General features: G+C 61.4%; 19 protein-coding genes. 13 read left to right on the top strand and 6 right to left on the bottom strand.

What is annotated here, in order from left to right; translation table 11 throughout:
- Positions 1 to 9: 9 nt before the first annotated feature.
- The gene (locus ACGFK1_RS05510) at positions 10 to 1551 is read right to left on the bottom strand and encodes a polysaccharide biosynthesis C-terminal domain-containing protein (protein WP_393426825.1); all 1542 of its coding nucleotides are present in this window, start codon (positions 1549 to 1551) and stop codon (positions 10 to 12) included.
- Positions 1552 to 1951: 400 nt separating this feature from the next.
- Between ACGFK1_RS05510 and ACGFK1_RS05505 the strand changes: the two genes are divergently transcribed.
- Both ACGFK1_RS05505 and ACGFK1_RS05500 read left to right on the top strand, forming a co-directional pair.
- Positions 1952 to 3292 carry an O-antigen ligase family protein gene (locus ACGFK1_RS05505; RefSeq protein ID WP_393426822.1) on the top strand — a complete coding sequence of 447 codons (1341 nt, stop codon included), beginning with the start codon at positions 1952 to 1954 and terminating at the stop codon, positions 3290 to 3292.
- Between the two features lie 10 nt (positions 3293 to 3302).
- The gene (locus ACGFK1_RS05500; protein WP_393426819.1) at positions 3303 to 4202 is read left to right on the top strand and encodes a glycosyltransferase family 2 protein; all 900 of its coding nucleotides are present in this window, start codon (positions 3303 to 3305) and stop codon (positions 4200 to 4202) included.
- Positions 4203 to 4227: 25 nt separating this feature from the next.
- On the opposite strand, the gene ACGFK1_RS05495 is transcribed toward ACGFK1_RS05500, so the two are convergent.
- Positions 4228 to 5397: a glycosyltransferase gene (locus ACGFK1_RS05495; RefSeq protein ID WP_393426816.1), complete on the bottom strand. Its 1170-nt coding sequence runs from the start codon at positions 5395 to 5397 to the stop codon at positions 4228 to 4230.
- 194 nt (positions 5398 to 5591) lie between these two features.
- On the opposite strand from ACGFK1_RS05495, the gene ACGFK1_RS05490 reads away from it, so the two are divergent.
- Positions 5592 to 6494: a glycosyltransferase gene (locus ACGFK1_RS05490; RefSeq protein ID WP_393427858.1), complete on the top strand. Its 903-nt coding sequence runs from the start codon at positions 5592 to 5594 to the stop codon at positions 6492 to 6494.
- 6 nt (positions 6495 to 6500) lie between these two features.
- Here ACGFK1_RS05490 and asnB read toward each other — a convergent pair whose 3' ends face one another.
- The 4 genes from asnB to ACGFK1_RS05470 all read right to left on the bottom strand — a co-directional run bounded on the left by asnB (position 6501) and on the right by ACGFK1_RS05470 (position 13525).
- Positions 6501 to 8369 (bottom strand): asparagine synthase (glutamine-hydrolyzing), encoded by a 1869-nt coding sequence (gene asnB, locus ACGFK1_RS05485; protein ID WP_393426813.1) that lies wholly within the window; start codon positions 8367 to 8369, stop codon positions 6501 to 6503.
- Positions 8370 to 8511: 142 nt separating this feature from the next.
- Positions 8512 to 10059, bottom strand: coding sequence for a sugar transferase (locus ACGFK1_RS05480; RefSeq protein ID WP_393426810.1), 1548 nt, complete (start codon positions 10057 to 10059; stop codon positions 8512 to 8514).
- A 55-nt stretch (positions 10060 to 10114) separates the two neighbouring features.
- Positions 10115 to 12421: a UDP-glucuronate decarboxylase gene (locus ACGFK1_RS05475; RefSeq protein WP_393426807.1), complete on the bottom strand. Its 2307-nt coding sequence runs from the start codon at positions 12419 to 12421 to the stop codon at positions 10115 to 10117.
- Positions 12422 to 13345: 924 nt separating this feature from the next.
- Complete coding sequence (locus tag ACGFK1_RS05470) at positions 13346 to 13525, bottom strand: hypothetical protein (RefSeq protein ID WP_393426804.1); 180 nt, start codon at positions 13523 to 13525, stop codon at positions 13346 to 13348.
- 36 nt (positions 13526 to 13561) lie between these two features.
- Between ACGFK1_RS05470 and ACGFK1_RS05465 the strand changes: the two genes are divergently transcribed.
- From ACGFK1_RS05465 to ACGFK1_RS05420, 10 genes are all read left to right on the top strand, one after another.
- Positions 13562 to 13882 (top strand): hypothetical protein, encoded by a 321-nt coding sequence (locus ACGFK1_RS05465; RefSeq protein ID WP_393426801.1) that lies wholly within the window; start codon positions 13562 to 13564, stop codon positions 13880 to 13882.
- A complete protein-coding gene (locus ACGFK1_RS05460; protein WP_393426798.1) occupies positions 13879 to 14034 on the top strand; it encodes a helix-turn-helix transcriptional regulator in 156 nt (51 codons plus the stop codon). The genes ACGFK1_RS05465 and ACGFK1_RS05460 overlap by 4 nt, the downstream gene beginning before the upstream one ends.
- A 436-nt stretch (positions 14035 to 14470) precedes the next feature.
- Positions 14471 to 16126 carry a phosphoenolpyruvate mutase gene (aepX, locus tag ACGFK1_RS05455; protein ID WP_393426795.1) on the top strand — a complete coding sequence of 552 codons (1656 nt, stop codon included), beginning with the start codon at positions 14471 to 14473 and terminating at the stop codon, positions 16124 to 16126.
- A gap of 4 nt (positions 16127 to 16130) precedes the next feature.
- On the top strand, positions 16131 to 17327 hold the full coding sequence (gene aepY / locus ACGFK1_RS05450) for a phosphonopyruvate decarboxylase (RefSeq protein ID WP_393426792.1): 1197 nt from the start codon (positions 16131 to 16133) through the stop codon (positions 17325 to 17327).
- Positions 17294 to 18205, top strand: coding sequence for an NTP transferase domain-containing protein (locus tag ACGFK1_RS05445; protein ID WP_393426789.1), 912 nt, complete (start codon positions 17294 to 17296; stop codon positions 18203 to 18205). The genes aepY and ACGFK1_RS05445 overlap by 34 nt, the downstream gene beginning before the upstream one ends.
- Positions 18202 to 19362 (top strand): 2-aminoethylphosphonate aminotransferase, encoded by a 1161-nt coding sequence (locus ACGFK1_RS05440; protein ID WP_393426786.1) that lies wholly within the window; start codon positions 18202 to 18204, stop codon positions 19360 to 19362. Before ACGFK1_RS05445 ends, ACGFK1_RS05440 begins: the two co-directional genes overlap by 4 nt.
- Entirely contained in the window at positions 19359 to 20069 is a 711-nt protein-coding gene (locus tag ACGFK1_RS05435) for a class I SAM-dependent methyltransferase (protein ID WP_393426783.1), read from the top strand. The genes ACGFK1_RS05440 and ACGFK1_RS05435 overlap by 4 nt, the downstream gene beginning before the upstream one ends.
- A 342-nt stretch (positions 20070 to 20411) precedes the next feature.
- On the top strand, positions 20412 to 21803 hold the full coding sequence (locus tag ACGFK1_RS05430; protein WP_393426780.1) for a polysaccharide biosynthesis tyrosine autokinase: 1392 nt from the start codon (positions 20412 to 20414) through the stop codon (positions 21801 to 21803).
- Between the two features lie 47 nt (positions 21804 to 21850).
- A complete protein-coding gene (locus tag ACGFK1_RS05425; protein WP_393426777.1) occupies positions 21851 to 22345 on the top strand; it encodes a hypothetical protein in 495 nt (164 codons plus the stop codon).
- A gap of 304 nt (positions 22346 to 22649) precedes the next feature.
- Positions 22650 to 23492, top strand: coding sequence for a phosphorylcholine transferase LicD (locus ACGFK1_RS05420; protein ID WP_393426774.1), 843 nt, complete (start codon positions 22650 to 22652; stop codon positions 23490 to 23492).
- The last annotated feature ends 31 nt before the right edge of the window (positions 23493 to 23523 follow it).

The raw sequence follows: 23523 nt of genomic DNA, 5'->3' as shown, positions 1-23523 counted from the left end.
CGTGTCGCCTCAGTCGGACTTAGAGGAATCCCTTGCCGCGGGTGCGACCAGCTTCACGAGGCACGAGAGAAGGCGCGTCAGTCGCGCGGGCGCGTGCCCGATTAGTGCACCGATCAGCGACGGGTCCACCATCGGAAGCACCGCAAGGACCCGCAAAGCCACCAGGAACACAAGTACCGCCGCAGGCACAGCTACCACTAACCCCAGAATGCCGCCCATCTCCGTGCTGAGCGCGTATGCAATCGCGCCAGGGATGAGGGAGGCGATCAGGACCGCTCCAAACGCCCGATACGGCGGTGCGAATTTGAGTTTCCTTGTGACGTACCAGATCTCGATCGCGACGACCAGCACTTGCACGGCCGATCGCGACCAGGCGGCGCCGATTATCCCGAAGCGCGGTATGAGCAGGAAGCCGAGCACAACCGTCCCGAGCAGACCTACCGAATTCGAGATCAGCAGAAGTCCGACCTTGCCGGTGCTGTAAATGAGATAGACCGTGGTGTTGCCAAGGCTGCCGACCACAGCGGTGACTAGCAGCAGCACCGAGGCCGCAGGTGCCGCACGGGCGTATTCGGCGCCAAAAAGAAGTGGCACCAACACCGGCGCGGTAGCGGCCATGCCGATACAGATCGGTGCCATCACGAGGGTGATGAGGCCTGTCGTTGTCCGGTACAGGCGGCGCATATCGTCGTGCGCGCCGAGGCCGTGCTGCTCGCTGAAGTAGGGAAGCAGCGCAGAAAGCAGAAAGGGGGGCAGCAGCACCGCCATTTCGGTCAGCGTGGCTGCAGCCGCGAATATGCCCACGGCCTCGATAGAGGCATAGTGCTCAAGGAACGCGACCTCAGTGCGGCCGAAGACAAGGCCTCCGATCACTCCCGCAATCCAACTTGTCAGGGCGAAGCGGATGACTTCGCGCTTGAGTTCCTTGCCGATCGCGGCCGTTTTGCGGAGCATTTGGCGGATACGTGATGCCGGGATGACATAGCCAAGGACATAGGCGCCCGCCGCTCCGGCGACACCGAAAAACCAGGCACCCACACCGATGAGCGCCAGCCTGATTACAGCGGCGATCAGGGTCAGCCTGGCGAACTCGTCGAAACGCTGCTCACCTCTGAGGTAATTCAGGTAGAGATCGGACAGTCTCCAGCAAACGAACCATGCCACGATGAGCACGATCAGCACGAGGCGGGTTCCCCGTGTAGTCGCTTGAAGGGCGGTGCTGCCGGGCCAATACAGCCAGCAGAACAGCAACAGGCTTCCGATGAACGCGGCAAGCACCGACAACCGTGCGGTGACTCCGCCCAGCCCATCGGCTTCAACGTCGTTACCCTCGGCGCGAAGGTTGGGGATGAATCGCTGCAGGACCAACGGCAGTCCCAAACTTGCGACCGTCCACGCGATGGTCACGCACCAAAGGGTGTAGGCAAGCGCTCCCATGCCGTTGGGTCCTAGGAGCCTGGCGGCGATAGCGCTTCCGATGAAGCCTGCCAGTCCGCTGCCGGCACCAGCGATGAAGCCCAGAAACGTGTTCCGGGCGAGCGCCGGCGACATCAGTGCTCGGGCACTCGCGCCGACTCCAGACGCGGACCGTGAACGACCGATAGCGTTGCAGCAGCAAATTCAGCGGGCCCGCTCGACGACATGCGGATTATCTTAGGGCGACGCCAAGAAGCGGCACCCCAGTTCCCGCGGATATCGCTCCGCAAACAGCTGGTGGCTCTCCGCGGCGCGAGTCAATACGCGGAGCCCCTGGGCGTCCGTTTCGCGGCAGTGGGCCTCACCGGCCGGCAGGGGGAGACGATCGGGCTGGCATTGGGACCTGTTGAGGCTGGGCGTGCCTGATCTTGGCCATCGTTCGACGCCCCGCGCGTATGCCACAACTGCTTCACCGCAATCTTTGTGGGGCCGTTCCGGCCAAATCTCCGCGGGCACCGAATAGCATCGACAGCAAATGTCCGCTTCAACCGATCGTCCGACTGCGCCTGGCAGACATCGAGTCCACCCTGAAAATGGCGGCGCACCGCCGGCCGCCGACAGCAAGCGCGGGTGGCCGCTCGTGGTTTTGGTCGGCGCGGTCGTCGCGATGTCGATACTTCCGGACCTCGTCCATTTCATGAATGTCGAGCGGGATCCTACGGTAATCGATTTCGCCCGGTATCCGCTCGCGAGAAATATCAGTGTGGTCGCCGCGGTCGCACTTTTTCTGACGTGTTTTGCCGTCATCTTCTGGCGCGGTCGCTCCCGCGGAAACGTGGCCGGTTTGATTTCGATTCTCGTCGCGTTACTTGTTCCGGTCGCTATTCACCCGGCTTCGCCCGATAAGGCGGATGTTGTCAAGATCGCTTTGGCCGTGGTAGTGATTGTCGCTGTCTGGAAGGTCGGCGCACCTGTCGAAATGCTGAAATGGGTGGCTGTTTCCGGATCCTTGATCGCGATCTACTCGCTCATTGGCGCCGTGACGGCACCCGAGCACATCAATTACCGGACAGATTCGGAAAAGGCATTTATCGGGAACTTACAGCTAGCCGGCCCATTTGTACACAGCAATGCACTAGCACTTTATTGCGTTTTAGCACTTGCGCTGGTTCCGCTCATAGTCAGCATCCGATGGCGAATTTGCAACGGGTTGATCTTGATTCTTGCAATTGTCGCGTCGGCGTCACGAACTGCTCTGCTTGCAGTTGCGATTCTCGCACTGTGGTGGATATTTTGCCGATTCCGTTCCAGGTTGCCCCTGCGTCTGGTGGGTAGCGCGATGGTAGCTGTTTGCGCCGCCATCGCGCTGACACTGCCCCTTCTGAGCTGGAGTCCATCCGCCTTCAGCGGACGGGGGTATGCCTGGACGGCAACGCTTCAGGCGTGGCAGGTATCTCGACTGGTCGGATTAGGCCCCGATTGGTTCACGACCACCACCGCTTCGTGGGAACGCCCAGGCAGTTGGGCATTCCGGTCGGGCCACAATCTCGTCATCGACACACTCGCGAAATCCGGTCTCGTTGGCATTTGCCTTCTCGCGCTCGTACTTCTGTGCGCAACGTGCGCCGCATGTGTGCTCGATATTCCGCACCAGCAAATTGCCTGCTTTGGGTACCTGATTGCGTTCCTTATCGAGGCGAGCACCGAGACCACATGGTTCCTTCTACCTTCCATGTCGCTGTTCCCTGTTGTCGGCTTGGTCTTCGCCGTCCTGATCGCCGGAAGTGGAACGTCCGGGCGGGGAAATATCCGGAGTTTGAGCAAACTGGACCCGCGCAGACGGACGAAGAGCCCTGTCCGAGAGAGCAATGATTAGCGCCTGCGCCGTGAGCGTTGTTATTCCGACAATCGGCCGAGCAAGCCTGCGCACGGCTGTCGAATCAGTGCTGAACCAAACCGCGCCTCCAGGCGAAATCATCGTCGTGGTGGACAGAGACTGCGAACCGGACTTACCGGACTTCGGTTCCATCCGAGTATTGAGGACCGCAGGAGGTGAAGGTCCAAGCATCGCGAAAGACATCGGCGTCGCGGCTGCCAAGGGAGATGTCATTGCGCTGCTGGACGACGACGACGTCTGGCGTCTCACAAAGCTCGAAAAGCAACTGGCGGCAGTGCCGCCAGTGTCTGACTGGATCGTGTCATGTCGTTATGCAATACACCGAAACGGACGCAAGCCGGTTACCTACCCGCAAAGGCTGATCCATCCAAGAGAACGCATCGCCCCGTACTTGTTCGAGATGCGTTCGATGCCGCCACGTGAGCACCGTTGGCTGGTGGTGCCGAGCCTGGTGTTTCCGCGCGAGCTCGCGCAGCGGGTCCCATGGTCCGTGTCCGCAGGTTCAATACATGACGACCCAAAGTGGCAGATTGAAGTACAGCGGGCGTTGCCGGGACTCGAAATCGTGCAGATCCCGGACGTACTCGTCGATGTCATATGGACGCCGAACGCTGTGTCGGTCTCTCGTCCAGGCGTGGACCGCAGCTGGGAGTACATCGACTGGGGCATCCGAGAACTCGCGGACGAGTCGAAGAGGGTTATGGGTGATTACATGCTTACCGAACCGGTCACCTCGGCGATGAGAGTTGGATCGTTTCGTGGTGTCACCAGATCTATCGCTGCAGGTGTGCGCTCGGGTAGGCCAGGGCTGTTCGCATGGATCTTCGCGGTCGCTGCCCTCGTCCGAGTCGGATGGCGCCAGGTGAAAGCACCGTTCAGCAGTGCTTGATCGGAGCCGCTATCAACAACAGATTTCAGCCCACGCGGACCAGATCGTAGATCCGCTCCAGATTGGCGCTGCGGGCCGACAATTCGGCATTCTGCTGAACCGAGCCAGCGGCGTTGCGGCCCAGCCGCTCTCGCAGAGTGGAGTCGCAGATCAATCGCGAAAAGGCCTGTGCAAGCCCCGCGGTGTCGCCCTCCTCGACGAGCAAGCCGCAGTGGTCAGGGACCACTAACTCGGGTATACCCGCGTGATACGTAGTCAGGCAAGGCAATCCGGCCGCCATCGCCTCGGCCAGCACCGTCGGAATGCCCTCCTTATCACCATTGGGTAGCGTCTGGCTGGGCAGAGTAAAGATGTCGGCGCGCCTGTAAGCCTCGACCAGACGTGCGTCGTGGTGGGGCACGTGTCCGGCGAAGGTGACCCGATCCTGCCAGCCGTATCCGGCGACCTGGCTCGCGAGTGCCTCACGCATCGGTCCCTGTCCTATCAGCGTCAGGTGGAATCGTGGTAGGGCCGGATCGGCTTCGTTGGCCAGATGCAGCGCTTCGAGGACGAGATGTTGCGCCTTCTTGCGCTCGAGTGTCCCGCACGCGAGGATCTGCACCACCTCGGGTTGGGAGTAATCCCGCTGTGGGTAAGCGAAACGTGCTGTGGGCGTGCCGTAGAAGTGGACAACTATCCGCTCTTCTGGACAACCGAGCGACATCAAGTCGATCTTCATGTCCTCCGACATCGCGATGAAAAGATCCATCTCGGACCAAATGGGGCGCAGGTATCGAGCGCCGAAACCGCCCAACCGTTTCGGGAATCGCGAAACGTCGTATCCGTAGACCGATACAACTGCCGGCAGGTTGAGACGGCGCTTGAGGTCGATGAAGTACCGAGCGTCGGTTAGGTAGTGCATGTGGAGCAATTGGGCCGCCTCGGCGGCCGCGCAGTCAGCCAGCGCAGCGATCACTGCCGGCGTAGGCCGGGGCATGGCGCCGTAGCCGACCCGTTCGGCGAGTAGCGAGGGTCGACCGATCAACTTGGTCGCCGCATGGAGGGCGGTCGGCCGAAACGCAGTCTCAGCGATGGGGTGGTGGCACAGCACCACTGATCGGTAGCGCTTGAGCGAGCAGACCTGGTTGCCGATGAACGTCTCGGTCGCCGTGAGAAACGTGCGCTTGACGTGGGCGACCGTCGGCTGAGAGCACACGCCCAAAGCGTAGCCAGCCGGGGCGGGCCGCGCTCCCGCAAACTGCAGACTGCCTTCGCCGATACTGACTTTATGCAATCATCGGGCCGGAGGAAGGGTTTGCCCCAGTTCGCGCAACAGGTCGGGGGAGAATTTTGAGCGAGGTAGCCAAGCCGTATGCCAGGCAGGCGCCGGCCACGTCAGTCAGCGTCATAGTGCCGACCATCGGCCGACCGGAACTGCTGCGGGCTTTGCGCAGCGCGCGCGATCAGCGCACCGCTGCTCGCATCGAAATCATTGTGATACACGACGGTGAGCCCGGTACCGAATTGCCCGATGAGGTAAGCCATTTGGCTGACCAAGTCTTGCGCACCAGCGGACGCATCGGCGGTTGCCGTGCGCGGAATCTGGGGATCGCCGCAGCGACCGGCGATCTGGTGGCACTGCTCGACGATGACGACGAATGGTTGCCCAACAAGCTGGAAGCGCAGCTGGCGATAGTGAGAGACTCGTTCGATCCGGCGCGGACTGTGGTCGGAAGCCGACTTGTGTACGTGAATTCCCGAACCGGCGCTGTCTCGCGGCCAAGCCCGAGTCGGCTGATCGCAAGCGGCGAGTCTGTAGAGCACTACTTGTTTCGCCGCCGGTCTCCGAATGGCGGACGCCCAAATGTGCTCAGCTCCTTACTGCTTTGCCCACATGAACTCGCGGTGGCGACGCCGTGGGATGACTCGCTTACCAAACATCAGGATTGGGATTGGTTGGTACGACTGGGACGCACACCGGGCGTCAGCTTCGTTCAAGCACCAGAGCCCGTAGTTCGGATACAACTCGGCTCTGCGCAGTCGATCACCGCGAACGACGACTGGAAAGGTTCCCTCGAATGGGCAAATCGGGCACTTCGCGGCGATCCAGCGGTGTATGCCGACTTCGTCGCCGGACAACCGTTGCGATACGCGTTAGCGGCGCGCTCTTGGACAGGAGTCAGAACAGTCCTGGCCGCCTTGCGGAGCGCTGGCCGCCTACCTTCGATCGGGCCGCTCATCATCGGCATCGCAGGTCTGATGCCACGCCGCACGATCGACCGGGTTACCGTCGCAACCGGTGGCGTCCGGTGATCCGACTCATCGCCTGGTGATCGCGGAGGGTTCTGCTGCCTGCCCTGCATGCCGGTTCACAAGCTCGCGGTGCCACACCTCGAGCGACAACAACGTCCAGATTCGGGTCTGCTCGTCGCGGTCTGCGGCGAAATGATCCTCGAGCAATCTTCGTACCGCGCGAGCGTCGAATGTGTTGGCCACGAACGAAGAGGGGCCAGTCAACAAATCGAACGCCATGTCACGCAGACCGCCCCGGAACCACTCGTCCAAAGGCACCTTGAAACCCACCTTCGGACGGTCGACTATGGCACCGGGCAGATGTTTACGGGCAATCTCCTTGATCACCCATTTGGATGTCCCTCGCCGCACCTTGATGTTGCTCGGCAGTCGGAAGGCGAGTTCCACCAGGCGGTGATCGAGGAAGGGTGGGCGAAGTTCGAGCGATGCGGCCATCGACATCCGATCGCCTCGTTCGAGCAGGTTGTCAGCGAGCCATGTGTGCGCGTCGGCGTAGAGCATCCGGCGTAAGGCGTCACCGCGACCACGGATGTACGGGTCGAGCACGCTCCGTGTGGCTCCGTGCCCGATCAGACAGTTCCGTTCTTCGGCCGTGAACGGAGCGAACCAACCCCGCATCCGCTCAGGTCTGCTCGGCTCCGAGATGGCGCGCATGGCGACGCCGACACGCGACTTACTCACCGGCAGCGACCTTTCCAGCAGCCGCAGGACGCTCCCGGGTATCGGCCCCGCCCACCGATTAACGTTAGCGAGGAGGTATTTCCGGTAGCCGCCGAACAGTTCGTCACTGCCCTCGCCGGAGAGTACGACCTTCACTTCCTGGCGGGCGCGTTCAGCGAGCCGGAAGACCGCGATATCGGCAGGCTCGGATAACGGAGCATCTCTGTGCCAGCTCAACCGGGACCAATTCTGCTGAAAATCGTCGGCGGTGACGATCACCTCGTGATGGGTACTGCCTACAACATTCGCGACCGTTCGTGCCCACGAGGTCTCGTCGAGCCGGTCGTCGCCGAAACCCGCAGAGAACGTGTGGAGACTCGCACCGTGCCGCTCCTTCGCCACGAGGGCCGTTACCAAACTGCTGTCGACGCCGCCGGAAAGATAGGCGCCGACCGGCACGTCGGCGATAAGCGCTTCTCGCACAGACGCGTTGAGCGCTTCTTCGACTAGGCCGACCGCTTCGCGGGGAGTGACCTTACGTCGGTCTGAGTGGGCGGGCAGTTGCCAATAGGCAGTGGAGCGCACGCTTCCGTCGGGCTTGACTACCAGGTGATGTCCTTGCCGGACCTTACGAATACCCTTGATAAAGGTGTACGGCGCGGGCACGGCGCGGTGCGCTAGATAGTCGTGAAGGCTCTCTTCGTCAACAGACGGCGTGCCGATGAGCGGAAGTAGCGCTTTGATTTCCGAGGCGAATCCGAACACCCTGTCATCAATGAAATAGTAGAGCGGCAGGATTCCTAGCCGATCACGGTACAGGTGCGTGTCGCCGCTGACCGAATCATGTACCGCGTAGGCAAATTGCCCGCGTAGCTTATCGACTCCAGCGGATCCGTACTTCTCGTACAGGGCCAGTATCACTTCCGTATCGCCTTGCGTCCGGAACGGGTACGACAGTCCAGACCGCAGCTCGCGATAGTTCAGGATCTCGCCATTGAAGACCAGATGATACTGTCCCCCAACGCTTTCCATCGGCTGATGCGACCCCGAAATGTCGATGATCGAAAGCCGAGTATGGGCGAAGCCGACCGCACCTCGTGCCCAAATGCCGGTCTCGTCTGGCCCTCGGTGGACCAGTTGTTCGGCCATCTGGGCCAACAGTTCGCGGCTCACCGGTTCGCCGTCAAACCGGCGGATTCCGGCTATCCCGCACATGACGTAGCCAGCAGCTTAGTCACCACGGCAGCTCCCCCATGCAAACCTGTACGGACCGAAATCGGCCTTCTGGATAGCAACATGCCAAAACTAGGTTACCAGGCCCGAGCTGCGAAGTCAGCAAACTCCGCAACCGTGCGGTCTAGTACGCACCCCGTCCGTTGAGTACGGCGCGGACCGTCCGCAAGACAATCACCATGTCGCGCAACAACGACCAGTTGTCGATGTAGGAATGGTCAAGCCGGACCCGCTCCTCGGCCGAAACGGATGATCGTCCTGAGATCTGCCATAGCCCGGTGATTCCCGGCTTCACCAGAGCCCTCCGCTCGATGTAGTGCTCGACCGACAACCCTTCTCCGGGGATCAGCGGCCGCGGCCCCACAATGCTCATGGCGCCGGTCAGCACGTTGACCAGTTGGGGGATCTCGTCGAGACTCGTCCTCCTCAAGTACCGTCCCACGCGGGTTACCCGATTGTCGGACTCGGACTTGGCGAAGAAGATCTGCTCGACAGGCTCGACCAAGATTGGGTCGGTGGGTTGACTCGCGTCGCCGTCCGTCGACATCGTCCTGAACTTGAGGATTCGAAAAGGCTTGCCATGCAGACCGGGCCGCTGCTGGCGAAAGAACACCGGGCCTCTGTCTTCGAGCTTGATGGCGCATGAAACGACAGCGAAGACGGGAATCAGCAAGATCAGCGCGACCGAAGCAAACGCGAGATCGAAGGCGCGCTTGCCGTATCTCGATGGTCCGCTGTCGTGTTCGGGCCTGGCGATGTGGAACAGCGGAACGTCGTCGATGGGTCGCACTTTCAGCCGGGGTCCCGCGATGTCCGTCATTCCAGGAACCACGATCAGATCGACTCGCAACAGGTCCAGGCGCCACGCCAGCCGCCTGATCTGTTCGTGGCCAAGTCGTTCGACAGCGGCAACGGCCAGCGCGTCGGCCCCCGTCAGTCGGAGCGCCTCTTCGACGGCGCTCGCGTCGCCCAGGACCGGCACCTTGCCCGCAGGGGTCTCCAGCACGCCGCCCGGCTCGCCGTCATAGTCGGGAACGCACGCACCGATCACCTTGTATCCGGCGGACCTCGCGCGGTCGAACTTGCCGCACAATGACACGATCGAATCCGGGCTACCCAACACGACAACGTGATTCGTGAACTCACCACGCGAACGATTCTTGGCCAAGTTCCGCTCGAGCAGGTAGCGGCCTGCGAGCAAGCCTGCTAGGCCGACTGGGAGCGCGATCAACAAGTAGCCGCGGGCGATCTGTGCATTCATCAGAAGACCACCAGCGGCGATGATTCCGAACACCCATGCGGTCGCCGACATCACCCGCCGATATTCCTCCACGCCGATGCCTGCAAGCGAAAGGTCACGCGACTGCGCTAAACCGAGTACGGCAAGCCAGACAACGACCAGTCCTACCGAATAGGTTGCGACGAACACCCAGCTTCTACTGGCGGCTACGGCCTCGTCTACGGGTACGCTGAAACGCCCGATCGAGGCCAAGGTGACCGCGGCGACGACCGCGACCGTGTCGACAACGATCAGCCGACGACGATAGGAGCGCTTCCACCGATAACCGTGTGCCTCAACGTGCTTCGTTTGCTTCGGCAGGTGCGTGTCGGGCTTGCGATCAGCAAGCCCGACACGTTGAGCCGGGGTCGGGGCCGGGATAACGGCGGTCACGTCGAGGGATCCTGGTCCGACGCGTTGAATGCGGTGATCCCGCTGAGATACCGCATTACCAGCCGAACCCGATCAGCCGCAGCCCCGACCCCTCGAAGTTGGCCACCGACAAGAAGTTGCGGCCATCAAGGACAAGGTCGCCCCGCATCACCCGGTGCAAGCCGGCGGGATCGACTTGGCAGAACTCGGGCCATTCTGTCAGCACCACGACGGCGTCTGCCCTGTCGGCGGCGTCATAGGCATCGCGTGTCAGCCGGATCGCCGCAAGTTCTTGGGGAAGCGCCTTGACTACCGGATCGAACGCCGATACGACGGCGCCGCAATCCAACAGCCGGCGAGCGATATCGAGTGCCGGGGCGTCGCGCAGATCGTCTGTCCCGGGCTTGAACGTCAGGCCCAGCAGTGCGATCCGGCGCCCCTTCAAGATGTGGAGTTCTCGCTGGAGCTTGCGTATGACGCTCGCTCGCTGCCCCTTGTTGATCTCGACCGTCGCCTGCAGCATCGTGGGCGTGTAGCCATATTCTTGACCAGTCGAGATCAGTGCTGCGACGTCTTTTCCGAAGCACGAACCACCCCATCCGACACCGGGATTCAGGAAGGCTTTCCCGACGCGGTGGTCAGCGCCGATGGCGGGGAGAACCTGGCGAACGTCGGCGCCGAAAAGCTCGCACATGTGCGCAATCTCGTTCGCGAAACTGATCTTGGTGGCCAGGAACGCGTTCGCCGCGTACTTGACCATCTCGGCAGAGGACAAGTCCGTTGTGATCAGAGAGGGATGAACGCTTCGCCGACCGCCTTCGAACGACTGCTCGAGCACCGGCCGATAAAGCTCGGCGACCTGGCCGACGTCAGAGGTGGCGCCTCCCAGCACGATTCTGTCCGGATGGAGGAAGTCGGTTATCGCGCATCCCTCCCGAAGGAATTCGGGGTTGGAGACGACGTGGAAAGACAACTCTCGGTTGCCCTCTAGGGCATCCTCCAAGACTGTGCGGGTCCAATGGCCGGAGCCCACCGGAACTGTCGATTTGTTGACGATCACCGCACCCGTCTCGAGGTGTGGCGCCATGGATCGGATCGCGCTTTCGAGCTGTGAGAGATCCGGTGATCCGTCCTGTGCCGGCGGCGTGCCCACGCACAGAAACACGAAGTCCGCGCCAGTCAGCGCCTCGGCAGCGTTGTCGGTGAACCGCAACCGGCCGGTCGACAACGACGTCTTGAGCATCTCCGGCAACCCAGGTTCAACGAAAGGCGCCTGGCCGTTGTTGAGTTGGCCGGCCCGCACCGAGTCGCTGTCGAACCCGCAGACATCGTGACCGAGGGATGCCAAGCAGGTAGCGGTGACGGCACCGACATAACCAGTGCCAATAACCGCTACTTTGCGTTGGGGTGGGTCTAGCGGCATCGCGAAGCGGCCCGCTGACGCGGATTCCCGCCGATCGCGGAACCACGCGATGGTCTCGATCAGACCGTCTTGTACGCCGACCGTCGGTTCCCAATCCAGGTTCGTGCGCGCCAATGTGATGTCGGGCCTGCGTTGCGCGGGATCGTCGGCCGGACGGTCGATGAATTCCAAAGACGAGGAGGAACCGGTCAACTCGCGAATGAAGGCCGCCAGTTCCAGCATCGTCATCTCATGCGGGTTGCCGACGTTGACGGGTCCGGCAAGATCAGAGAACAACAGTCGCAGTGCACCCTCGACGAGATCATCGACATAACACAACGACCGCGTTTGGCTCCCGTCGCCGTGCACTGTCATGGCGGCACCGGACAAAGCCTGGTTGATGAAATTCGGAATAGCCCGGCCGTCGTTGGGTCGCATGCGCGGACCGTAAGTGTTGAAGATGCGCATGATCGCGGTGTTGACGCCATGCTTCGTCCGATAGGAGGTCGTCAACGCCTCCGCGAAGCGCTTCGCCTCGTCGTAGCACGAGCGTGAACCGACGGGATTAACGTTCCCCCAATAGGTTTCCGGCTGCGGGTGAACCAGGGGATCGCCGTATGACTCCGACGTCGACGCCAGCAGGTAGCGGGCCCCCTTCTCCCGCGCCAGGCCAAGCGTGTGCAACGTGCCGAGCGAGCCGGCCTTCATCGTCTCAATGGGAAGCTCGGCGTAGTCAACCGGCGATGCCGGGGAGGCGAAGTGCAAGACGTAGTCGACCGACCCCGGGATGGAGATGTAGTCGCTGACATCGTGCTTGATCAGTTGAAAGCCGTCGCGTCCTTTGAGATGGGCGACGTTCTCAGGAGTGCCAGTTACGAAGTTGTCGAGGCATATGACAGCAATGTCATGTGCGAGCAGTCGCTCTGCGAGATGTGAACCAACGAACCCCGCGCCACCCGTTAATACAGCCCGTTGCTGCATGTCCCCTCCTTGTTCCGTGCCTGCAGCCGACCGTTCGAGGCGCGGATCGGCGTGGTGGCCGGGCGACGAATGCGCCGCCCGGTCAATTCTTCGGGGGGGAGTGAATGTCGAGCGGCGAGCGGAGGGTGGGAGACAGATTCATGCCGGTGCGCGAGTTCGCGCACGCCGGGCGTTGACGCAAGCCTGGTCCTGCGCGCTAACCGAACATCACCGGCGTTTCGCCTAGCCGCAGCGCACGACATCAGCATCCTCACCCCCGTGTTGTCGCGTGGACGGCAACTTTGCTGCTGAGACTTCGGGAGCCGGCAATGGCGGTTACCCCCTGTGGTCTCCGCAATCAACTCTGACGATCCAACCGTCCGGCTCCCGTACCTCGCTTACAAAACATAGCGTATTAACCACGGAGACGCTAGGAAATGATGACTCCTCATCTTGGCGCGGCCTCTACCCTACTCAGCTGTGCCTTCACCCGGCCCGGCGCTCGATCTTGACATTTGAGCCAATGACCTCAACTTTGCTGGATTGGCACTGTCGTTCAATCGACCGACACACCTCCGCCGACATGTGCCGTACTGGCAAACTTCTTAAGACGTCCCCGCCCACAGGTGTCTCGTCGTACCACTGGTTAGCTATATGTGGGCGCGTTGCAAAAGCCGGTGTCGACCTCCGCGGTGCCATTGTGAACACATGGCCCAAACTTTGGCGGGGTGATTTCGTCGCGGCCGAGAAGCGGGCCGAACAAGGCAGCGGTTCGTTGGCGATCGCGCTGTCCATGCGGGCGTTGGCGACGGCTTACCTTGGGCGCGAGGCGGATTCGCGGGTCGCGGCCACGTCAGCCATCGACATCGCGAATCGTGGGGCCGCGCCGCGGCTGGCGCAGTGGCCGGTCATGACGATGGGATTTTTGGAGGTTTCGGTCGGCAACTACGCCGAGGCGCTGGCCGTCCTGGCGCCGATGCGTCGCATGCTCAAGGCGATCCCTGGCACGGAGATCATGGCGGCGTCGTTCATCCCCGATTCGGTCGAGGCGATGATCTCGCTTGGCCGCAGCGACGACGCGGAGCAGTTGATCCGGCGGATGGAACGCAACGGCCGCCGGTTCAACCGGGCGTGGATGCTGGCCGTCGGCGGTGCCGCAGCATGTGGCTGGCGGCCAAGGGCGATGTCGAGGCCGCGGCGCAAGCGGCGAAAGAGGCGATGGCCCAGCACGAGCGGCTGCCGATGCCGTTCGAGCGGGCCCGCACACAGCTGTTGTTCGGGCAGTTGCAGCGGCGGCAGCGGCAGAAGGAGGGCTCGCGCGCGACGCTGCGTGAGGCGCTGCAGACGTTCGAGAAGTTGGGAACACCGCTGTGGGCGGCGCGGGTGGAGGCCGAGTTGGCTCGGGCCGAGGTGGCGCCGAGTCGGGACCTGCGCTCACGCCGTCCGAGCAACGCGTCGCCGAGTTGGCGGCGTCGGGCATGACGAATAAGGACGTCGCGGCCGCGTTGTTCGTCAGCCCGAAGACCTTCGAGGCAAACCTCGGTCGGATTTACCGGAAGCTGGGGATCAGGCCGCGGGCGGAACTGGGGAGCAGAGTCGAGGATTTCCGTCGACAGCAAATACGACGAGGGTAACGACACTCCGTCCCTCAGGGGCATTGAGTCCTTGTAAATCGAACGGCCGACTACGCTTCGCCCTCTGCTCTAGTGTTCACGTCGAAGTTTGCCATCGTCCGCGCATTCGAACATACAGGGCGGTCCGGACGCCAAATCGCTGCACACACTCGCCGAGCGACAGCTTCGTCCGACAGGTCCTCGACTACCACTAAAGCCGGGCCGGGATTCCTTACAATTGCCAGCTCGTGACATTCAGAGTTGTACCGACGCCATTGACGTGCACGAATCGGACAGGGCTAGGAGCCCTTTCCCTTGACGACCGCCTAGAGTCACATCTAACCTGCCCAGCCAAGTTTGCCATAAGCAATCTAACGGTAGGGGCGTGACGGTAGACTTCGATGTAGTTGGAGTGTTCATGTACCGCAGTTTGCGCCGTGTTTATGGGGGAGCTTGTATGACGCAAACGTTGACTGCGCCAAGTAGAAGCAAACGACTTCGCGACTTGCTGCTGTCTCGCAACGCCGTCGTGTTGATGGAGGCGCACAACGGCCTATCAGCGAAGCTTGCACAGGAGGCAGGCTTCGAGGCGCTTTGGGGTAGCGGATTGTCGATTTCGGCTGCGCTCGGCGTCCGCGACAATAACGAGGCCAGTTGGACTCAGGTGCTCGAGGTTCTCGAGTTCATGGCGGATGCGTCGGGCTTGCCGCTGTTGCTGGACGGCGATACTGGTTACGGCAACTTCAACAACGTCCGTCGGCTCGTCAAGAAGCTCGAACAGCGCAACATCGCCGGTGTATGTCTGGAAGACAAGCTCTTTCCGAAAACCAACAGCTTTATCGACGGTCACCGCCAAGCTCTCGCTGACACAGACGAGTTCTGCGGCAAGCTGCATGCTGCCAAGGACACGCAACTCGATCCGGATTTCGTGGTGGTGGCGCGCACGGAGGCGTTCATTGCGGGCTGGGGACTGGATGAAGCGCTCGCACGTGCGACGGCATATGCCGACGCCGGTGCCGACGCGATTTTGGTACACAGCAAGCGCAAGGACAGCGACGACATCATGGGCTTCATGAAGCACTGGGACAATCGCGTCCCGATCGTCATCGTGCCCACCATGTATCCGAGCGAACCCATCGAGAAATTCGCGCGAGCCGGAGTGTCGAACTTCATCTTCGCCAATCACGGTGTGCGAACCGTAGTAACGGCGCTGCAGCGGAACCTTCGCCTGCTGCGCGACACGCTGGACCTCATGTCGATCGAGGACGACATCGTCCCGGTCAGTGAGGTATTCCGGCTGCAGGATGTCCAGGAACTCAAGAGTTCTGAAGCCCGCTACTTACCCGCTGGCGGTGCCACCAAGGAGGTCGGTGCCCTTGTACTCGCCGCATCGAAGGGCGACTTCGGCGACCTCGTTAAGGACCGCCCGAAGGCGATGCTTCCCCTGCGCGGCAAGCCGATCCTGAGCTGGCACGCCGAGGCGTTCCGCCGCGAGGGTATTCGCCGTATCGCGGCAGTCCGTGGCTACTGCAAGGAAGCAATCGACCTTCCCGATATCCGCTACTTCGACAACGATGCCTGGGCCACCACGGACGAGGTTGCGTCACTGGTCGCGGCACGGGACTGCCTCGAGGGCGATATCGTGATCACCTACGGCGACATCGTGTTCGACGATTTCATCTTGAAAAACCTGCTCTCACAATCCGCCGATATCAACATCGCGGTCGACGGTGGCTGGAAATTGCGCAAGCACACAGATGCCAGGTGCGATCTAGTCGTGACTGAAGGAGAACACGATCCCCTCCAGATTGGCGCGTGCAAGCTTCTCCAGATTGGCGTTGACGCTCCGGTTGACGGCGCGACTGGCGAATGGATAGGGCTGCTTTATATGCGCGCCGCGGGCACCGAACGCCTTGTCAAGCTACTCGACGGTCTCGCCACAGAATCAGGCGCAAATCTCCTGCAAATGAAGTTGCCGGATCTACTCAACATCATGGTGGCGGCCGGCGAGATGGTGAACGTCGTTCACACGTTTGGTCACTGGTGGGACCTCGACGACCGCAAAGATCTTGTAAGAGACCTCGTTCGCGCCTCAGATCTGGTGCAGGACTGAGCATATGCAGATCGAAGCTTTCGGAGAGATTCTGAAGCGCGCAGGAATACGCCATGGAGCAGGTGTCCCGTGCTCCTTCTTCACCCCACTGGTCAACTACATGACGGTCGACGTTGGGCTCGACTATGTCTCGGCCACCAGTGAGGGCGAGGCGGTTGCGATCGCTGCCGGACTGACGACAGCCGGTCAACCGGCCTTTGCGCTGATGCAGAACTCGGGGTTCGGCAACGCTGTCAACCCGATCACGTCGATGCTCTATATCTACCGAATGCCGGTGGTGCTCTTGGTATCTCACCGCGGCGAGCCGGGCATCCCGGACGAGCCGCAGCACGCGCTCATGGGTCAGATCACATTCGAACTCGCGCAACTCTGCGGCTTGCGCACGTATGTGCTCGAGCCCGCCAGCTTCGAACAATCGCTTGACAGCGCCCTCCACGATGCCGTCCCCGCCGCCTGGATTTGCAAGAAGGACACACTTCGGGGTGGCCCGAAGGCGCCGCCGCTGGAGATCGAGGTGCGCAGCGGAACTCCGACGCCGCAGAACACCGGAAGCTTCGTCCCGGCAGGCACCCGCGAGCAAGCACTGACGGCGATCCTGCCTGTCATCAACCGCGGTCTCGACGGCAGCGGCGATTCGAGTCCAGCCGTGATCGCTACTACCGGAAAGCTCTCCCGCGAGCTTTTCGAGCTTGATGACCGCGACTTCACTAAGCGAAATCGGTTTTACATGGTCGGCTCGATGGGCTGCGCTACGGGCTTCGGTCTGGGTGTCGCACGGGCGCTTCCGGAGCGGCCAGTCGTTGTGCTGGACGGCGACGGCGCCCTCATGATGAAGATGGGCTCGCTCGCAACCGTCGGCTCACTTGGTGCGAGCAACTACCACCACGTCGTGTTCGACAACGGCGCGCATGATTCGACCGGTGGCCAGCCGACACCGTCGCCCAGCGTCGATTTCGCATCGATGGCGCTCGCCTGCGGATATCGCTACGCAGAGACGATCTCAAATATCGACAAACTGGAGGCGACTCTGGACCGTCATGTCCAGACCGACGGACCCACGTTGCTGCGGGTGGTCATCAAGACAGGCTCGCGGAAAAACCTCGGGCGGCCTGACCTCAGCCCGCGCGATGGATACCTCCGTTTCTCCGCCTTCCTCACGGACGGGCAATGGTCAGGCCCCACCGAGAAGGTCGAGGCGTGATGGGAACGCCTTATCAGGCAGTGATTCTCGCGGCCGGACTTGGTTCGCGCCTTCACACGCAGACAAAGGCGATGCCCAAAGCCCTCCTGCCGCTCGGACCCCGATCACGAATCGACCGCACTGAGACTTGCTTCCTCCGCCGCAATATCGAACTGCTACTTGACGCCGGCGTGGCAGAAATCGTGGTGGTGGTCGGCTGGCAACGCGACCTGATCATCGCAGCGGTCGAAGAGTGGGGCTTGCCAGTCACACTGGTTGTCAACACGACTCCCGATATCGGACAGAGCGGCAGCTTGCACAGCCTCCAGTTCGCCGCGCGTTCGGGACACGGCGTACTGGACGGAAGAATGCAGACAATCGTGATGGATGCCGACATCGTCTACCACCCTCGCGCAGTCGCGACGCTCATCGAGGCGCCACAGCAGAGTTCGTTGCTGATCTGTGAGCGCTTCACCGGCGACGGGGAAGAAGTGCTCGTGTACGGCTCGGTGGCGCACCCGCGCTTCATCGGCAAGTCTCTGACATCCAATCTCGTGGCCGGCGAACCGTGCCTCGGTGAAGCCACCGGCATCATGAAGTTCGCACCGGCCGACCACGCCCTGTGCCGCGAGACCATGGATTGGATGCTCGGAGATCCGGATGCCCCTGAAGGCAGCGCTGCGCACAAGGGTTTCGGGCCCGCCCGACGCGCCACCGAGCACGAGGAATTGGCCGGACGAATGATGGCCTACGGCCGAATGACGAGCGTCCGGTTCGGGCCGGACATCCCGTTCATGGAGTGCGACAACGCCCTCGACTACAAGAAGGTCCGCGAGGCGTTCTACCCGTGCCTGCTCGACCTCGAAGCGGAAGAGGAGCGTGCATCGTCGTGTCGATGATCCTTCTCAACCCCGGTCCGGCGAACACGACCGAGACCGTCAAACGCGCGATGACTCGCCCCGATATCTGCCCGCGCGAACGCGAGTTCGGGGAGGTGCTGCGGCGGGTTCGGGACGGCCTGACGCGAGTGGTCCATGATGGCGAGCCCTATACGACCGTGATGCTTGGCGGCTCGGGGACAGCAGGCGTCGAGGCCGCGATCAGTTCTGCAGTGCCCGCAGACGGTCGACTGCTCGTCATCGACAATGGTGCGTACGGACACCGGATGTCGCAGATCGCACGCGCCTACGGTATCGCGTACGACGTGAAATCCTTTAGCGTCGGCGGCTTTCCGGATCTCCAGGAGATTCGGGCGCAGCTGGAGCAGCAGACCTACACCCAACTTGCCGTTGTCCACCACGAGACGTCGACAGGGTTGCTCAACCCGGTCGAAGAGATCGGCGCACTCTGCCGGGAGCACGGCGTGGAGATGATTGTTGACGCTATGTCGAGCTACGCCGGCCTCATGATCGACATCGAGCGGATGCAGGCCGATTTTCTGATCGCCAGCTCCAACAAGTGCATCCAAGGCATGGCCGGGGTGTGCTTCGTGATCTGCCGGCGCGAGCGACTGGCGGCGATGCAACCGGTTCCCGGTCGCTCCTTCTACTTGAATCTTGCCGGTAATCACCAATTTTTCGAGCAGCACCAACAGATGCAGTTCACCCCGCCGGTTCAAGTCATATATGCGCTGGAGCAGGCACTGCGGGAATACCTCGACGAGGGCGGCCCCAATCGGCAGAAGCGCTACTTCGCAAGTTGGGAGACCCTCGACTCGGGCATGCAGAGGTTGGGATTTCGCGGATTGTTGCCCGAGGCAATGCTGTCGAAGATCCTTACGTCGTACATCGAGCCCGACCATCCGAATTACAGCTTCGATGAGATGCACGATCGCCTCTACGCGAAGGGGTTCACGATCTATCCCGGCAAGGGGGCTGCCCGAGCGACGTTCCGGCTCGCGAACATGGGCGCCGTCGACGCCGATGACATGCGGGCCTTCCTGGCCGCAATGGCGGAAACAATCAACGAGATGGGCCTCGAGCCGCTTTACTCCGAAAAGAGCAGCGCGGCAGGCAGAAGCACCGGAGTGAAGACAAGGCTGGATGTGAGGACATGAGTATCTCCGACAACTGGCGAAGCGTGTGGGAACGCAAGGGCGCTGAGGCGGGGGACGCGACGCCGGACCTCGAGGCGTTGTTACAGGCTAACGGTTACGACACCGGTTGCTCAGATGTCACGCCCGCGGCGTGGAATTCCTATGTCGATCGCGTGCTCGGCCGCCTCGGGGCGAGTGCCGGGCAGACGCTGTTCGAGGTGGGGTGCGGCGCCGGAGCTTTCCTGTTCTCCAGCCATGAGCGTGGTCTGACCGTCGCCGGATGCGATTATTCGTCGACGCTCGTCGCGCTGGCCGCAAAAGCCCTCCCCGACAGCGATATAGAGTGCCGGCAAGCAAGCGAGATCCCGACCTCACCGCAATACGACTTCGTCATCTCAGCGGGTGTATTTCACTACTTCTCAGATCTGGAATACGCCCAAGCGGTCATCAACGCGATGGCCAAAAAAGCACGCCACGGCGTCGCTGTCCTCGATGTCCCTGATATCGCGCACAGGGAAGCAAACCTGCAGCTTCGATACCAGCTGGCGGGCAGCAAGGAGGCCCACGAAAAGCGCTACTCAGGGCTCGATCATCTTCACTACGAGCGAGAATGGGTAGTGCAGGCAATTCACAATGCCGGGCTGTCGTCAGTCGATGTCCGCGATCTGGATATCCAGGGCTATGCGAACGCACCGTCGCGCTTCAGTGTGTATGCCCAGGTTGCATAGGGCTTTGCGGCGGCGCTCGTCGTTCCAGTTCGCGAACCAACCGAGGCGAGTCGCAGCGAATCCAGCACCTGGTCGCCAAACCATCGTCAGACGGCTCTCCCCGATGGCGCCGGGCGGGGTCGAGCCTCCGCAAATGATCCTCACTGCGCCTGCGAACTCAGTGGTCAAACGGGTCCATGCGGCTCCGCTCGCGATTAGCTGGTGCTTGCTGACAGTCCTCGTTGTACACGCCGCGCTATAACCGTTTCGAGGCGGTAGCGAAATCAACGACTGTATACTCCAGCAAACCGCGGCATAGCTAAGCGAACGCGGTGGCGGGGCAATCATCGCTGAGGGGGCGGATTGAACATTCAGGACTTCGTGCACGTACTGCGTTCTCGATGGCTCACTGTCGGCATCACCATCGCCGTCGTATTCGGCGGAATCGTCGCGTACACCTTGCTTACGACACCGCTTTATCAGGCGTCCACGAGGCTCTACGTATCGACCAACTCGAGCGGGGACGCGGGCGAGATATATCAAGGCACTCTCTCGTCCCAACAGCGCGTGATTTCTTACACCAAGCTGGTTACGGGCCAGTCCTTGGCTCAGCGCACCATCGACAAACTTAATCTGAATATGACCGCAGACGCACTTCGCGAAAAGGTTAAAGCCACTTCGGCGCCCGACACGGTCCTGATAGACGTGTCGGTGCTCGATCCGTCCCCAGAGCAAGCACGCGAAATCGCCAACACATTGTCGGACGAATTCGTTGTTCTAGTCAGCGAACTGGAGACTCCCGGAGAAGGTGAGAGGCCAAATGCTCGTGTGGTCGTCGAGCAACATGCGTCGCTTCCCGACGCGCCGGTAATACCGAAGACAACTCGCAACCTCACGATCGCTGCGTTATTGGGACTGCTGCTGGGAATCGGGCTAGCAGTTGTTCGCGATCGCCTCGACAACACGGTCAAGAAACCCAACATTCTTGAAGAAACGACAGGGGCCGGCGTTGTCGCTAGCATTCCGCTGGACAAGAACCGACGTAAGAGCCCGGCGATATCTTTCGCCGACGATCGGTCGCCAACAGCGGAAGCGTTCCGCGAGTTGCGGACTAACTTGCAGTTCCTCGAGGTGGACGATCCACCGCGGGTTCTCGTGGTCGCCGGTTCGCTGCCATCCGAGGGCAAAACAACCACAGCCCTAAACATCGCGCTCGCATTGGCCGAAGCCGAAAACAATGTGGTACTGGTCGATGGCGATCTTCGGCGGCCAAAATTGGACAAGCACCTCGACTTGATCGGCTCGGTCGGATTCAGCACAGTATTGTCGGGTCGGGCATCCCTTCATGAGGTACTGCAAGAGTCACGGTTCCCAGGATTGACAGTCCTCGCAGCGGGAGCCCTTCCTCCAAACCCGAGTGAGCTGCTCGGCTCCCTGGCTGCCCAGAAAATCCTTGGCGAACTGCGTTCGAATTTCGACTATGTCATCGTGGACTCGTCCCCGCTTCTGCCGGTGACGGATGCCGCGGTTCTCGCTGCCGCTACCGATGGCGCGCTGGTAATTGCACGCTTTGGAAAGACCAAGCGCGAGCAGCTCGCGCACGCGGTCAAGAATCTCAGAAATGTCGAAGCCCGAATACTCGGCGCGATATTGACGATGACTCCCACCCGGGGAAATGCGTCCTACGATTACGGCTATTACGCCGATGCCGAGGAGAGCCGATCGCGCCACCACAAGCGTCCGCGAACAGTGTGAGATTCTAAAACGTCGGCGGGCTTGGATTTCCCGTAAGGATTAGAACAATGCGGATCCTGTACGTATGTACAGCGAATCAGTGCCGGTCACCGATCGCTGAGCGCCTTGCGCGCGCGCTCGGTGCTAACGCGACCAGCGCCGGAACTCGCGCAGTCAATAAGCGCCCCATGGTTTCCAACGCAGAAGCCGTACTGGCGGAACTGGGGGGGGACCCATCGAACTTCCGCTCACACCGACTCACCAACGCGATGGTCAACGACGCCGACTTAATCCTCACGATGACCCAGCTTCATCGAGACGAGGTACTGCAGCTCAACCCTCGCGCGCTGCATAAGACGTTCACGCTGACAGAAGCAGATCGCCTCGCCCATATGGACGGTGTCACCACAGTGGCTGGTCTCGACGCCTCACGTCCGCACTCGACGCCCGGAGACAACGAAGACATCGAAGACCCCCTCGGCCGTGAGCTGGACATATTCCGTTCAACGGCGCGGCAAATACTGGCGATCAATGAGTTCCTGATCCGCCGCATTACGGGATGATCCTGTCGAGACTCGGCCTGATGTCCGCATCGCGATGCGTCTGAGATCCACGTTGCGAAAGGCAGGATAGCTTCACGTTGTTTGCTAGACTAGCCCCGACGACGAGCCGACGCGGGCCGTCGCAGGGGGTACACGGTATTTATTATCGCAGCAGAAATGGGTCGCCGACTGGGCCTATTCACCGTAGACCGAGTCGAGGCCACGGTCGAATTCAGTCTGCCACCGCTCATCGATCGGGCACCCTAAATTCGCTTGCTCAGATCAACGCCGGCTGTGTCTCATCCTTCCAAGGTGGCGGTAAACAGTGCCTAGCGATCGCTTGTCCGATACCAGTCTTGTGAAGGTGCAGGAAGCGCTTTTCGGCATCTTGGTTGACTTCGATGCGGTATGCCGCGAGCTGGACATTCCCTATTGGCTGGACGGCGGCAACCTACTGGGTGCAGTGCGCAACGGGGGCTTCATCCCCTGGGACGACGATCTCGATGTGGCCATGCTGCGCACCGATCTCATCCGCTTCCGCGAGGCGGTAGTCGATACCGAATTCGCTCAGAAGTACTCCGTGCAATCCCGCGCCGATGACCCGCTGATTCAAGTCGACCTGAAGGTCTACCTGAACGGAACCCATGTGCGGTCCCGCGTGTCTCAGCTTTACGGAACGGACCACACCAAACATCCTGGGCTGTTCCTGGATGTGACGATCGAGGATTCGGTATCGCAAAACCTCTTGGCACGCAAGCTTGAACGATTGGTACGCCGGGTCGGATGGATGCATCCGTATGCCCGGCAGATGTTGGTGGCGCCCCAGCAGTCGCCGTTCAAACGTCTGGCGAGACTGGGTGTAGTCCTGATTCCGAAACGCGCGCTCGCTCGACTCGAGCGCGCCCTGGATCGACGGGCGGATCGGCGGACCTGCGACTATCTCGGCAATGGACGTGGCGGCATGTACAGCCTGCACCCGATCCCGCGAGAAGCTGTTTTCCCGCTCACATACCGGAGCTTTTGCGGTCGAGACTTCCCGGTTCCGGCTGACTGTCACGCATACCTCTGTGCTGCCTATGGCCCGGACTACATGACGCCGACGCCGCCAGATCAACGACTGGCACATTTCGTCGACGTGAGTTTCGCGGAAGAGCGCGGTAACTCGTAGTGGTCAGGTACCGGCCCAGAAAGTACGGACG

Origin of the sequence: Mycobacterium sp. NPDC048908 (assembly GCF_043197955.1) — a bacterium.
Classification (GTDB): domain Bacteria; phylum Actinomycetota; class Actinomycetes; order Mycobacteriales; family Mycobacteriaceae; genus Mycobacterium.
This window is presented reverse-complemented; position numbering and strand designations above follow the sequence as displayed.

Excerpts from the sequence above, each read along its gene's own strand:
- ACGFK1_RS05505 (WP_393426822.1), top strand. The coding sequence starts at position 1,952 with ATGTCCGCTTCAACCGATCGTCCGACTGCGCCTGGCAGACATCGAGTC.
- ACGFK1_RS05445 (WP_393426789.1), top strand. The coding sequence starts at position 17,294 with ATGGTCAGGCCCCACCGAGAAGGTCGAGGCGTGATGGGAACGCCTTAT.
- ACGFK1_RS05435 (WP_393426783.1), top strand. The coding sequence starts at position 19,359 with ATGAGTATCTCCGACAACTGGCGAAGCGTGTGGGAACGCAAGGGCGCT.
- ACGFK1_RS05510 (WP_393426825.1), bottom strand. The coding sequence starts at position 1,551 with ATGTCGCCGGCGCTCGCCCGGAACACGTTTCTGGGCTTCATCGCTGGT.
- ACGFK1_RS05475 (WP_393426807.1), bottom strand. The coding sequence starts at position 12,421 with ATGCAGCAACGGGCTGTATTAACGGGTGGCGCGGGGTTCGTTGGTTCA.
- ACGFK1_RS05440 (WP_393426786.1), top strand. The coding sequence starts at position 18,202 with ATGATCCTTCTCAACCCCGGTCCGGCGAACACGACCGAGACCGTCAAA.
- ACGFK1_RS05460 (WP_393426798.1), top strand. The coding sequence starts at position 13,879 with ATGACGAATAAGGACGTCGCGGCCGCGTTGTTCGTCAGCCCGAAGACC.
- aepX (WP_393426795.1), top strand. The coding sequence starts at position 14,471 with ATGACGCAAACGTTGACTGCGCCAAGTAGAAGCAAACGACTTCGCGAC.
- aepY (WP_393426792.1), top strand. The coding sequence starts at position 16,131 with ATGCAGATCGAAGCTTTCGGAGAGATTCTGAAGCGCGCAGGAATACGC.
- ACGFK1_RS05425 (WP_393426777.1), top strand. The coding sequence starts at position 21,851 with ATGCGGATCCTGTACGTATGTACAGCGAATCAGTGCCGGTCACCGATC.
- ACGFK1_RS05465 (WP_393426801.1), top strand. The coding sequence starts at position 13,562 with ATGTGGCTGGCGGCCAAGGGCGATGTCGAGGCCGCGGCGCAAGCGGCG.
- asnB (WP_393426813.1), bottom strand. The coding sequence starts at position 8,369 with ATGTGCGGGATAGCCGGAATCCGCCGGTTTGACGGCGAACCGGTGAGC.